The sequence below is a fragment of the Bacillus infantis NRRL B-14911 genome, from assembly GCF_000473245.1.
GTDB lineage: Bacteria > Bacillota > Bacilli > Bacillales > Cytobacillaceae > Bacillus_AB > Bacillus_AB infantis.
This window is the reverse complement of record NC_022524.1, coordinates 3,836,125-3,848,455: the sequence shown is the minus strand read 5'-3', so window position 1 is coordinate 3,848,455 and position 12,331 is coordinate 3,836,125. Positions and strand designations below refer to the sequence as shown.

The window sequence follows — 12,331 nt, the reverse complement described above, 5'->3', positions numbered from 1 at the left end:
TTTCAATGTCGTGTATCCGGGAGGAGCCACTGGACACATGACCGAGCGAAAAAAGCGGATGTCATGTATCCCAAAAAAGCTACTGGATACATGATCGAGTAAAAAATGGAGGTGTCATGTATCCGGGAGGAGCCACTGGATACATGACCGAGCGAAAAAAACGGGTGTCATGTACCCCGAAAAAGCTACTGGATACATGATGGAGTAAAAAATGGAGGTGTCATGTATCCGGGAGGAGTCACTGGATACATGACCGAGCGAAAAAAACGGGTGTCATGTACCCCGAAAAAGCTACTGGATACATGATGGAGTAAAAAATAGAGGTGTCATGTATCCGGGAGGAGTCACTGGATACATGACCGAGCGAAAAAAACGGGTGTCATGTACCCCGAAAAAGCTACTGGATACATGACGGAGTAAAAGATGGAGGTGTCATGTATCCGGGAGGAGTCACTGGATACATGGTCGAGCGAAAAAAACGGGTGTCATGTATCCCGAAAAGGCTACTAGATACATGACCAAGTAAAAAATGGAGGTGTCGTGTATCCGGGAGGAGTCACTGGATACATGGTCGAGCGAAAAAAACGGGTGTCATGTACCCCGAAAAAGCTACTGGATACATGATGGAGTAAAAAATGGAGGTGTCATGTATCCGGGAGGAGTCACTGGATACATGACCGAGCGAAAAAAACGGGTGTCATGTATCCCGAAAAGGCTACTGGATACATGACCAAGAAAAAAATGGAGGTGTCATGTATCCCGAAAAGGCTACTGGATACATGACCAAGTAAAAAATGGATGTGTCATGTATCCGGGAGGAGCCACTGGATACATGACCGAGCGAAAAAAACGGGTGTCATGTACCCCGAAAAAGCTACTGGATACATGACCAAGTAAAAAATGGAGGTGTCATGTATCCGGGAGGAGTCACTGGATACATGGTCGAGCAAAAAAAACGGGTGTCATGTATCCCGAAAAGGCTACTGGATACATGACCAAGTAAAAAATGGAGGTGTTATGTATCCGGGAGGAGTCACTAGATACATGACCGAGCGAAAAAAGCACATGACATGTATACCGAAAAAGTCCCTTACATGACAGAGCGAAAATCCTAGTGTCATGGACAGGGGGCAACATGCCTTAGGTTTCTCATCCATGTAAGCTATAATCCACTACACAGCCTTCGTCTAAAAGAAAAAATCTCAAATCGCCAAACACTTACAGTCTCAGCACAGTAAGCGATTCCACAAATATAGTTCTGAATATTCCCTATTGTAAAATTATCTGCCAAATTCTATAATGTCTACTATACAAATACAAATGTACACCTAAAAAGAACAACGGTGAGGGGGATATAGAGTGGAAGCTATTTCAGTTGGGTTGTTAGGATTGGGAACTGTCGGATCAGGTGTTGTGAAAATCATTAAAAACCACCAGGATAAGCTGATGCATCAGGTAGGCTGTCCGGTTGAGGTTAAAAAAGTGCTGGTGCAGGATTTGAATAAGCAGCGCGAAGTGGATATTGAAGCCTCCCTGCTCACAGGAAGCCCGGAGGAAATTATTGATAATCCGGATATCGATATTATCATTGAGGTCATGGGGGGGATTGAGGATACAAGGAAGCATCTCCTTAAGGCGCTTGCGAATAAAAAGCATATTGTAACAGCCAATAAAGATTTAATGGCATTGTACGGTTCAGAGCTTTTGACTGCTGCTTCAGAAAATGGCTGCGATTTGTTTTATGAAGCCAGTGTTGCCGGGGGAATCCCTATTTTAAGAGGGCTTGCAGATGGATTGGCCTCTGACCGGATAACTAAAATGATGGGCATCGTTAATGGGACAACCAATTATATTCTAACGAAGATGAGCCAGGATGGCAGCGCCTATGAAGATGTGCTGAAGGAAGCCCAGGAGCTCGGATACGCCGAAAGCGACCCGACCTCAGATGTGGAGGGGCTGGATGCTGCAAGGAAAATGGCGATCCTGGCCACACTCGGCTTTTCGATGAAAGTTGATCTGGTTGATGTGAAAGTAAAAGGAATCACAGGGGTAACGGAAGAAGATCTGCAGTACGGAAAGCAGCTCGGCTATATTATGAAGCTGATCGGCATTGCCCACCGCGAAGGGGAGAAGGTTGAGGTCAGCGTACAGCCGGCGCTTTTGGCAGAATCCCATCCGCTTGCCGGGGTGAATAATGAGTATAATGCAGTCTATGTATACGGGGAAGCGGTTGGAGAAACGATGTTTTACGGCCCTGGTGCAGGGAGCCTGCCGACTGCTACAGCAGTTGTCTCGGACCTTGTCGGTGTCATGAAAAATCTGAGGCTGGGCGTTAACGGGAAGAGCGCTGTCAGCCCGCAGTATCCGAAGAAGCTTAAAGACCCGTCCGAAATATACTCTAAATACTTCCTGCGGCTTCATGTTAAAGATGAAGTGGGTGTCTTTGGCGAATTGACATCTATTTTTTCCAAGCATTCCGTCAGTCTTGAAAAAATCCTGCAGCTGCCTGTGGAAGAAAAGGGGCTGGCCGAAATCGTCCTCGTCACCCATCAATCTTCTTTGAAGGATTATGAGGACATCCTGTCCAGCTTAGAGGACCTGCCTGCTGTAAAAACGATTGAGAGCTCATACAGAGTAGAGGGGAGTGGAAGCTGATGCGATGGGAAGGACTTTTGTCTGCCTACAAGGAATATCTGCCGGTGAATGATGAAACACCGATGCTCTCCCTAAATGAAGGCAATACACCGCTGATCAAGCTGAACCGGATATCCCAGGAATGGGGCATCGAACTGTATGTGAAAACGGAGGGCAGCAATCCGACCGGCTCATTCAAGGACCGCGGCATGGTCATGGCTGTTGCCAAAGCAAAGGAAGCCGGCAGCAGTACGGTCATTTGTGCATCAACAGGGAATACATCTGCCGCAGCGGCAGCATATGCGGCAAGGGCCGGGATGAGATGCATAGTTGTCATTCCTGAAGGCAAGATTGCCATGGGTAAGCTTGCACAGGCAATCATGTACGGAGCGGAAATTATATCAATTGAAGGCAATTTTGACGAGGCTCTTGCCATGGTCCGCAGCATCAGCGAAACGGAGCCTGTCACTCTTGTGAATTCTGTCAATCCATACAGGCTGGAAGGGCAGAAAACGGCTGCCTTCGAGATTTGCGACCAGCTTGGGAGTGCCCCTGATATTCTCGCAATCCCTGTAGGCAATGCCGGAAATATCAGTGCCTACTGGAAAGGCTTTAAAGAGTACAACCGCGCAAAACAGACCGGCCTTCCAAGGATGTTTGGCTTTGAGGCGGAAGGGGCGGCGGCCATTGTCCATGACAGAATCTTTGCAGAGCCCGAAACAATCGCTACCGCCATCAGGATCGGAAACCCGGCGAGCTGGCAGCTGGCCGTGGATGCGAGGGACGAGTCAGAAGGGAAAATCGATGAAGTCAGCGATACGGAAATCCTTGGGGCATACCGCAAGCTTGCAGCTTCAGAGGGCATTTTTGCAGAGCCGGCTTCCTGTGCATCGCTGGCCGGCATCTATAAAAAGCTGCGCCAAGGGGAAATACCGCATGGCAGCAGAGTTGTTGCAGTTCTTACAGGGAACGGGCTGAAAGATCCGAACACCGCAATCGATACAAGCCTTGTGAAGCCGATCCTTCTTCCAAACGAGCTTGAAGCGGTTGCGGGCCATATCAGGGGAGCCGTGCATACATGATGGAGGGAGAGATGCTTACCATCAGGGTGCCGGCAAGTACGGCCAATCTTGGGCCTGGCTTTGATTCTGTCGGCCTTGCCCTGAGTCTATATTTGACGGTTGAAGCAGAGCGTGCCGGCCAATGGGAGGTCGTGCCTGAAAGCAGCTGCCTGGAGGGCTTCCCAAGGGACAGCCGGCATCTGATTGTCCAGGCTGCAAAGAAGGCAGCCGAACATTATTCAGCGGATCTCCCGCCCTGTATTTTAAGGGTGAAAAGCGACATTCCCCTGGCCAGGGGGCTTGGTTCAAGCGGAGCAGCCATTGTCGCCGGTATTGAACTGGCTGACTCGTTATGCGGCTTAGGGCTTTCCCGGCATGAAAAGCTGTCCATCGCAGGGCGGATGGAGGGGCATCCGGACAATGTGGGGGCCTCTCTCTTTGGCGGGCTGGTGATTGGTTATCAGACAGGGGAAGAGGTGCTGGCAGCCGCTTTCCAACATCTTGGCATTGAGGTGCTGGCAGTCGTTCCCCAGGAGGAGCTGCTGACAAAAGAATCGAGGGGGGCTCTTCCGGCAAGCTTGACCCACCAGGAGTCGGTTCAGGCCGGCGCTGCGGCCAATCTACTCATTGCTGCTCTTCTTCAGGGCAATTATGAGCTGGCTGGGAAGATGATGCAGAAAGATTTGTATCACCAGCCCTACAGGAGGAAGCTTGTTCCCCATCTTGACATGATTGAAGAGAAAGCAGCAGCTCTTGGCGTCTTCGGAACCGCCTTGAGCGGAGCGGGGCCTGCAGTGGTTTGCTTCATTGCCCCTGAAAAGGGAGATCAAGCTGCAGATGCTCTCAGCAGGATACTGCCGCAGATGGATGTGCTGCGCTTATCCATTGATCAAAAGGGCAGTACAGTATCCCGGCATGCAGTTTCAGGCCGTTAATATGCAAGAGCTGAGATTCCCATAAAAAAAAGCGATCCGCCCGAGGCGTGATCGCTTTATTATTGGAATTTCTTAGAATACCTGTTCTACTTCGACAACTCCAGGAACTTCTTCTAAAAGAGCACGTTCAATCCCTGCTTTTAAAGTAATGGTTGAACTAGGGCAGCTGCCGCAAGCTCCAAGCAAACGAAGCTTAACAATGCCATCTTCTACATCAACCAATTCACAGTCTCCTCCATCGCGAAGAAGAAACGGACGCAATTTATCTAATACTTCCTGAACATCTGAAATGATATCTTGTTCCATTAAAATCGACTCCTTTCCTACTCTTATTATAATCACTGTCGAGCCAAAAATCTATTCCCCAATCCCCAAATCCAATAATCGTTAATTTTTTTTCTATATGAATATTAAACTTCCATCAGTTAAAATAGACATAAAGGGGTGGAAAAAATGGACAGAAGGTCAGTTGAAATCGTTGTATACGGGGCAGAGCAGTTATGCCCAAGCTGTGTGAATCTGCCATCATCTAAAGAGACGTATGAATGGCTGGAGGCTGCGGTCAGCCGGAAGTTTGCTGATCAGCCTTTTTCCATCAGTTATGTGGATATACATAATCCTCCTGATGATGAGGCAAAGAGGGACTTTGCGATGCGGGTGATTGAGGAGGATATGTTTTATCCGGTCGTTTTGATCGGCGATGAAGTGGTCGGTGAGGGCAATCCGAAGCTGAAAACGATTTTTGCCAAGATGGAGGACTGCGGTTACACGCCAGCTTCATGAATAGGAAAAAGCGAGCCGGGATTTCTGAATCTGGCTCGCTTTTTTGTTTGAAAATACGAAAAATGGTATTGAATGGGGGCTGTTGATCTCCGTTCCAGGCACTCCGCTTTCCGCGGGGCGACGCTGAGCCTCCTCAGAGCAAGCTCCTGCGGGGTCTCAGCATTGCCGCTGCAGTCCCGCAGGAGTCTGCGTGCCTTCCACTGCAATCAACAGGTCTCTAAAATTTTGGGCAATTCTCTAATCCATCTGAATGAGATATCCTCCTAAATGGGGACTGGTGATTTCCGTTCCAGGCACTCCGCTTTCCGCGGGGCGGCGCTGAGCCTCCTCAGAGCAAGTTCCTGCGGGGTCTCAGCTCTGCCGCTTCAATCCCGCAGGAGTCTGCGTGCCTTGCACTCCAATCACCAGGTTCTGAAAATTAATTGGGCATTTCCCCTTTCCTAATTAGGTCATTCAAATAAAAGGGGAAGGTCGCTTATCTTAACGTCTCTTCGTTATTAATTGTTAAATCTTCCAGGCACTCCGCTTTCCGCGGGGCGACGCTGAGCCTCCTCAGAGCAAGCTCCTGCGGGGTCTCAGCATTGCCGCTTCAATCCCGCAGGAGTCTTCGTGCCTTCCACTGCAATCAACAGGTCTCTAAAATTTTTGGGCAATCCTCTAATCCATCTGAATGAGATATCCTCCTAAATGGTGTCTTTTAATTTCCGTTCCAGGCACTTCGCTTTCCGCGGGGCGGCGCTGAGCTTCCTCGTCGTACCTCCTGCGGGGTCTCAGCTCTGCCGCTTCAATCCCGCAGGAGTCTGCGTGCCTTGCACTCCAATCAACAGGTTCTGAAAATTAATTGGGCAATTCCCCTTTCCTAATTAGGTCATTCAAATAAAAAAGGAAGGTCGCTTATCTTAACGTCTCTTCGTTATTAATTGTTAAATCTTCCAGGCACTCCGCTTTCCGCGGGGCGACGCTGAGCCTCCTCAGAGCAAGCTCCTGCGGGGTCTCAGCACTGCCGCTTCAATCCCGCAGGAGTCTTCGTGCCTTCCACTGCAATCAACAGGTCTCCAAAATTTTGGGCAATCCTCTAATCCATCTGAATGAGATATCCTCCTAAATGGGGACTGGTGATTTCCATTCCAGGCACTTCGCTTTCCGCGGGGCGGCGCTGAGCCTCCTCAGAGTAAGCTCCTGCGGGGTCTCAGCTCTGCCGCTTCAATCCCGCAGGAGTCTGCGTGCCTTGCACTCCAATCACCAGGTTCTGAAAATTAATTGGGCAATTCCCCTTTCCTAATTAGGTCATTCAAATAAAAAAGGAAGGTCGCTTATCTTAACGTCTCTTCGTTATAAATTGTTAAATGAGACTGGTGATTCCGTTCCAGGCACACTTCATTCAATCGGCTTTGAATTGAATGACAGAGATTCTGCACTCTGTGGCATTTTTCAGATCTATAAATAAGGTCAGTTATACATTCACATTTAAGTTAAAAAGGAGTACGGATCTTCCATCCGTACTCCTTTGCTTTGCTTGATCAGCCATTATGATATTTGTACATCCATAAAATTCCGGATTTAAGCAGTCTGGCGACGCGGCCTGTGATCGGTCTTTCGGCGACAAGGCCGAAGCCATGCTTTTTGCCGAGTGAGCCAAGGACGCCTTTCAGCTTGATGACCGGCAGGGATTCTGGCAGCTCTTCGCCTTTCCAGCGCTTCAGGAGGATCTGGACAATTTGTTCTGCCTGGCCTTCGGCAAGCTGTGCACTTGGTGCATGCGGCAGGCTTGCGCAGTCTCCTACAACATACACATGTTCATTGCCGGGAATGTTATGGTGCTTGGTAAGCACGACACGGCCCTGTGCATCTTTTTCCACCGGCAGGTCACGGACAACCTTGCTTGGCTGAATGCCTGCTGTCCATACAATGGCATCGCACTGAAGGGGCTCGTCATGGTTATAAAGGATGTTTTCTTCTACACGGGTAATGTTGGAATTGTTGATGATTTCCACTCCGTGATTGTCAAACCAATTTTCTACATAAGTGCTTAATCTTTCAGGGAAAGCGGAAAGAATATGATTTCCCCTGTCAAACAGCTTCACTTTCAGATCCGGCCGGCTTTCATTCAGCTCGGATGCCAGTTCAACGCCGCTCAGTCCTGCCCCAACGATGGCAACGACAGACCCCGGCGACAGATTGTTCAATGTTTCATAAGTGCGGCGTGATTTTTCGATTGTCTGGATGCTGTAGGTGTGTACATCTGCCCCAGGGACATTATGGTACTTATCCTCGCATCCAAGTCCAATGATAAGGTCATCATAGGAAACAGGAGTTTCATTTGCCAGGTTTACCTGCTGTTTTTCAAGGTCGATCCCCGAGATTTCTCCATATTTAATCTTAAGGCGCGGATGCTCAGGGAAAGCAACCCGGACATGCTGATCAGAGATCGTTCCTGCTGCTAGTGCATAATATTCAGTTTTAAGGCAGTGGTAAGGTACCCGGTCAATCAGTGTAATGCTTGTATCTTCCGGCAATGAGTTTGGCAGCAGACGGGCAAGAGCTCTCATGCCGCCATATCCTCCGCCAAGTATGACAAGATTTTTCATAACCAAATTTCCCCTTTTGTCCAGTATGTAAGCAGCTATAGTAATATATTAAAATAATAGAACACAATGACTGAATAAGAATTAAACGTTTACATTATTATATTAGCAAAATAATTAGAATATTAATTCACAAGAATATTCATGAAACAACATAAAAAGTATAACGAAATTATAGCTAAATCACAACACATATCTGAATAATCCAGGCAAAAGTCGACATTATACGCCCTTCAATCATCCAATAATGATAATCCAGCGCTTACTGTGTATGTGACAGTATGCCTTTGCTTGCGTTTTTGCCTGAAACCAAGTACATTAACAATTAGTAGAGAGGTGAATAGATGTGATTCAGCCAATCATAGAATTTTGCATCAGCAACCTGGCAAGCGGTGCGCAGAAGGCCCTGGAAATCCTTGAAAAGGACCCGGATCTGGATGTGATTGAGTATGGCTGCCTTGGGTACTGCGGAAAATGTGCAAGCTCTTTATATGCCCTGGTGAACGGTGAGGTTGTAACAGGAGAGACGCCGGAGGAACTGGTGGAAAACATATATCAATTCCTGGATGAAAATCCGATGTTTTAATATAAAAGGCCGCATATCAATGCGGCCTTTTTCTTATAGTTAAGGAATTTATAAATTGGAAGACTTGTGGATACTTTTCAATGCTTGATCCACGTCCAGCTCCACCGCCTACCCCCTCGTGGTCATAAGCCAAACCTCCCAAAAAGGCAAAGAATGCCTTTCCGGGAGGTTCGTCTTATGCTTGTCGGGGGTGATCAAGGCGCCTGCGCTTTTGTTCTTGAAGGAGCAGACATCAGCAGGTCTGCCTTCTGCTTTCCCTCATTTCATGCCAGCGTTCTCTTGCCATATCAATGATCCCCGGCTCAAGCGAACGGCTTTGCTGTTCGATTACCTTGGAGAAAAACTTGATTGCCTGCCCATCGCTGCCTGTTTTCCTTGAAAGTTCTGCAATGAGGTATAGAAGTCTGGTTTCAGAAATCTGCGTGCCCTGGTAATCACCGCTTGAATAGGATTCCACATATTCATGGGCAGCCAATTTCATAAAGCGCTGTTCCTGTGTCTTATCGCCGCCATTTCTGTACAGCCAGGCAAGCCGCATATACAATCCCGCGATGGACACATGCTTTTCCTTCTTCAAAAGTGCTGAGTAGACAGCCAGCTTGTATGTCTGGATTGCTTCATTCCTGCTCCTCTTCCTGCCGAAGTCCCTGGGCTTCCATTGGCTCGTGATCTTTTCATCGATCTGTTCCTTTGAACCCGGGGGGAAATATGGGCTGAATTCCTCGGAAAACGAAAAGCCGCATTGAGGACATACTTGTATATAATAGAATATCGGATTGCTTTCATCTGAGTCATAAAAAGGAAGAAAATCAGTGTCATAGCCTTTGACTTTTACGAAGCGGGAACGAACCTTCTGGCTTGTAAAGTTGTTCTTGCATACAGGGCAGCTGCAGCTTTTTTCATACAATGGCTCCAGTATGGCCAATTTTCTCACCTTCCATTATAAAATAGTAGGTTTATTATACCATAAACAACAGGGTGTTTTAGGTAATAAGTTCTAATTCGGGAGCGGATTTAATAAAAGGGCCCTAAAATTGAAGCCTGCTCAGTTGAGTCCCGCTCAAAGTCTGTATATACTATATATAAGAGTATAAACCTCAAGATTAAGGAGGATTTAAAATGGAAAACCAAATTGTTGAAATTACTGAAGCTGCGGCTTTTCAAATTAAAGATATGATGAAGCAAAATGAAGAGGAAAATGCATTCCTGCGTGTTGCAGTAAAAGGCGGGGGCTGCAGCGGGTTGTCATACGGCATGGGCTTTGCGCATGAAGTTGAAGAAAACGATGCCCAGTTCGAGCTCCATGGCCTGCAAATCCTTGTAAGCAAGGAAGATGCTGCCATCCTTAACGGCACAAAGATCGACTATAAGCAATCCATGATGGGCGGCGGATTCACGATCGACAACCCTAATGCCATTGCTTCCTGCGGCTGCGGTTCTTCGTTTAGAACGGCCAAGAATGCAGGGACACCTGAAAATTGCTGATTCCTTAATTGTCATCATATACCTTACAGAACGCTTCCTGACCTCAATCGAGCATATCAGGAAGCGTTTTTTACATGGAAAAAGAGAAGGGGGGGTTAAAAAATGAAGCTTTTTCAAAATACGCAGGAGTCTGAGAGCGAGTTTGGGTGCAGCCCGATTATCCAGACACCGGCAGGAGCCATTGCATTTGACCTCCGAATCAATGGCCAAGTCCCATCCAGGTGCCATAGCAAACCTTCCTGCTTTAGGCTGGAAAATGGAGAACTCTTGCTGAGATATTCACATAAGGATTACATAGCCGAGCTTCTCCTCTGCGAACCTGACATCAGGATTCCATCACATATGGAAATAGAAAAAGCAGCTGCTGCCGTCTGGAGGCTGAGAGCTTGTCATAATTTAAGGGACTGTATATTTCAAGCAGAGATGGAACCAATAGGAAGCGCCGGGTGGCCGGACAGCGGAGAAAGGCTCGAGGCGATGACCTGGGAGTATGGGGAATGGAAGCTCACTCTTGGCACAGAGGATGGGGCTGCCTTAGTTCAAAGGTCAAGAATAAAGGATATGATGCCGGACTCATTCTATGCTGAAGATGAAATTTCACAGCTCCAAATCGTCAGGTATTTGCCAAATGCGATTGCAGTTCCAATCCCGGAAATAAGAAAGGGTGAACTTTGCCAGGTCCATTTTGTGGCAGCGTGGAGCCGCCCGAAGGAAGATGGGGATGCTTCCGCATGGTTTGCTGTAGATAGAACAGGAGGGGAAATCCTCGAAGGGTCAGGATTGTACTAAATTGGGCTGCCGGGCAGCATCCATTTTTTCAGAAAAAGGATGTTCGCACTGCCGGCTTGTCTCCCTCATGCATAAGATGAAACATATCTTGCTGCAGAGGGGGTGAATCTATGGGCTGCTGGTATAATGACAATGTAGCAGGCTTATCGGGCAACAGGCACTGGAAGCAGGATGATGTGGCTGGTGCATCTGACTGTCATCACAAGAAACGCGATGATGACTTTAAGGTAAGGGTTGAGGCCTTTATTGACAGTGAGGAATTTTGCAGGGCTGTAAGGCGCTGCCTGGCTGATGACGTAGCCGGGGCAGAAACAGACCGCCGCAGAAAACGCAGACACTATTGGTAAGAAATAAAAGCGGCCCCGCCGGAGTTTCTCTCCGGCGGGGCCATTTTATTGTTTATTTATCAAACATGGACGTGCTGTGCAGAGGCTGCACCCGTGCTTTAGGATCAATAAGGGCCTTAGCATTGTTCACTGCAGTCGGCGCTTCTCCGAAACCGGAAGCAATCAGCTTCACTTTGCCGTCATAGGTGCAAATATCGCCGGCTGCGTAAATGCCCGGGATATTTGTCTCCATTTTGCTGTTGACGACAATATTATTTTTTTCAATTTCCAGGCCCCACTCTTTGATCGGGCCAAGCGATGAAACAAAGCCGTAGTTGACGATGACGGCATCAACATCGATGGCTTCTTTTTCTTCCCCTTTGGCATCCTGGATGATCACCTGGGAAATGCCCTCCTCATTGCCGATCAGTTCGGCAGGAACAAACGGAGTCTTGATTTCAACCTTGGAATTGTGAAGGTTTTCTACACTGTGCTCGTGGGCGCGGAACTTGTCGCGGCGGTGGATGATCTTTACGTTCTCTGCGATAGGCTCAAGCATCAAGGCCCAGTCTACTGCTGAATCGCCTCCTCCGAATACAACCACTTTCTTCCCGGAGAAATGATTCAGGTCATCAATGAAGTAGTGCAGGTTCTTGCCTTCATATTGCGGAGCCGAGTCAAGCTCAAGGCGGCGCGGCTGGAATGCGCCATTTCCGGCCGTGATGATGACCGTCTTTGTATAGTGGATTTCGCTGTTGGTGGTTAGCTTGAAAATGCCGTCCGGCTGTTTTTCAAGCTTTTCAACCGACTGCTCAAGCGATACCGTAGGTTCGAATTTCTTCATCTGCTCTTTCAAATTATCGACGAGCTCCTGTGCCCGCACTTTCGGGAAACCGGCTACATCATATATGTATTTCTCCGGATAAAGAGCTGACAGCTGCCCGCCAAGCTGGGGAAGGCTTTCAATTATTTTAACAGAGGCCTGCCTCATGCCGCCGTAAAAAGCAGTGAACAGCCCGACAGGCCCTCCGCCGATAATCGTTATATCATAGATTGTCTGATCTTCCTTCACACTAATCACCTCAACATATGTAGTAACATTTCTAGCCTTCATCATATCATAAATAATGAAAAACCTCACATAGCA

At 47.9% G+C, this 12,331-nt stretch carries 11 protein-coding genes and 1 pseudogene; 8 read left to right on the top strand and 4 right to left on the bottom strand.

Features of this window, described 5'->3' with window-relative positions; genetic code table 11:
• Positions 1-1,359 precede the first annotated feature (1,359 nt).
• From N288_RS19480 to thrB, 3 genes are read left to right on the top strand one after another with little or no spacing between them, the layout of a single operon-like run.
• Positions 1,360-2,655, top strand: a complete 1,296-nt coding sequence (locus N288_RS19480; protein WP_009791443.1) for a homoserine dehydrogenase — start codon at positions 1,360-1,362, stop codon at positions 2,653-2,655.
• Positions 2,655-3,716, top strand: a complete 1,062-nt coding sequence (gene thrC / locus N288_RS19475; protein ID WP_009791442.1) for a threonine synthase — start codon at positions 2,655-2,657, stop codon at positions 3,714-3,716. The genes N288_RS19480 and thrC overlap by 1 nt, the downstream gene beginning before the upstream one ends.
• On the top strand, positions 3,713-4,630 hold the full coding sequence (gene thrB, locus N288_RS19470) for a homoserine kinase (protein WP_009791441.1): 918 nt from the start codon (positions 3,713-3,715) through the stop codon (positions 4,628-4,630). The genes thrC and thrB overlap by 4 nt, the downstream gene beginning before the upstream one ends.
• Before the next feature lie 72 nt (positions 4,631-4,702).
• Here thrB and N288_RS19465 read toward each other — a convergent pair.
• A pseudogene (locus tag N288_RS19465) lies at positions 4,703-4,915 on the bottom strand (NifU family protein); the annotation flags it as partial.
• Positions 4,916-5,083: 168 nt separating this feature from the next.
• Here N288_RS19465 and N288_RS19460 point away from each other — a divergent pair.
• Positions 5,084-5,413: a YuzD family protein gene (locus N288_RS19460; protein WP_022544344.1), complete on the top strand. Its 330-nt coding sequence runs from the start codon at positions 5,084-5,086 to the stop codon at positions 5,411-5,413.
• A 1,520-nt stretch (positions 5,414-6,933) separates the two neighbouring features.
• Here the strand turns inward: N288_RS19460 and N288_RS19450 are convergent.
• Entirely contained in the window at positions 6,934-8,001 is a 1,068-nt protein-coding gene (locus N288_RS19450) for an NAD(P)/FAD-dependent oxidoreductase (protein WP_009791438.1), read from the bottom strand.
• 343 nt (positions 8,002-8,344) lie between these two features.
• Here N288_RS19450 and N288_RS19445 point away from each other — a divergent pair, with 343 nt between their 5' ends.
• Positions 8,345-8,584, top strand: coding sequence for a YuzB family protein (locus N288_RS19445; protein ID WP_009791437.1), 240 nt, complete (start codon positions 8,345-8,347; stop codon positions 8,582-8,584).
• A gap of 232 nt (positions 8,585-8,816) precedes the next feature.
• Here the strand turns inward: N288_RS19445 and N288_RS19440 are convergent, their stop codons facing one another.
• Complete coding sequence (locus N288_RS19440; protein WP_009791436.1) at positions 8,817-9,509, bottom strand: DUF2225 domain-containing protein; 693 nt, start codon at positions 9,507-9,509, stop codon at positions 8,817-8,819.
• A 194-nt stretch (positions 9,510-9,703) separates the two neighbouring features.
• Between N288_RS19440 and N288_RS19435 the strand changes: the two genes are divergently transcribed.
• From N288_RS19435 to N288_RS19425, 3 genes are all read left to right on the top strand, one after another.
• On the top strand, positions 9,704-10,069 hold the full coding sequence (locus N288_RS19435; RefSeq protein WP_009791435.1) for a HesB/IscA family protein: 366 nt from the start codon (positions 9,704-9,706) through the stop codon (positions 10,067-10,069).
• A 102-nt stretch (positions 10,070-10,171) separates the two neighbouring features.
• Positions 10,172-10,858 (top strand): hypothetical protein, encoded by a 687-nt coding sequence (locus N288_RS19430; RefSeq protein ID WP_009791433.1) that lies wholly within the window; start codon positions 10,172-10,174, stop codon positions 10,856-10,858.
• 110 nt (positions 10,859-10,968) lie between these two features.
• A complete protein-coding gene (locus N288_RS19425) occupies positions 10,969-11,205 on the top strand; it encodes a hypothetical protein (protein WP_022544342.1) in 237 nt (78 codons plus the stop codon).
• 52 nt (positions 11,206-11,257) lie between these two features.
• Here N288_RS19425 and N288_RS19420 read toward each other — a convergent pair whose 3' ends face one another.
• The gene (locus N288_RS19420) at positions 11,258-12,256 is read right to left on the bottom strand and encodes an NAD(P)/FAD-dependent oxidoreductase (RefSeq protein WP_022544341.1); all 999 of its coding nucleotides are present in this window, start codon (positions 12,254-12,256) and stop codon (positions 11,258-11,260) included.
• Positions 12,257-12,331 lie beyond the last annotated feature (75 nt).

Coding starts and splice junctions, on each gene's coding strand:
- thrC (WP_009791442.1), top strand. CDS start 2,655: ATGCGATGGGAAGGACTTTTGTCTGCCTACAAGGAATATCTGCCGGTG.
- thrB (WP_009791441.1), top strand. CDS start 3,713: ATGATGGAGGGAGAGATGCTTACCATCAGGGTGCCGGCAAGTACGGCC.
- N288_RS19460 (WP_022544344.1), top strand. CDS start 5,084: ATGGACAGAAGGTCAGTTGAAATCGTTGTATACGGGGCAGAGCAGTTA.
- N288_RS19450 (WP_009791438.1), bottom strand. CDS start 8,001: ATGAAAAATCTTGTCATACTTGGCGGAGGATATGGCGGCATGAGAGCT.
- N288_RS19435 (WP_009791435.1), top strand. CDS start 9,704: ATGGAAAACCAAATTGTTGAAATTACTGAAGCTGCGGCTTTTCAAATT.
- N288_RS19430 (WP_009791433.1), top strand. CDS start 10,172: ATGAAGCTTTTTCAAAATACGCAGGAGTCTGAGAGCGAGTTTGGGTGC.
- N288_RS19425 (WP_022544342.1), top strand. CDS start 10,969: ATGGGCTGCTGGTATAATGACAATGTAGCAGGCTTATCGGGCAACAGG.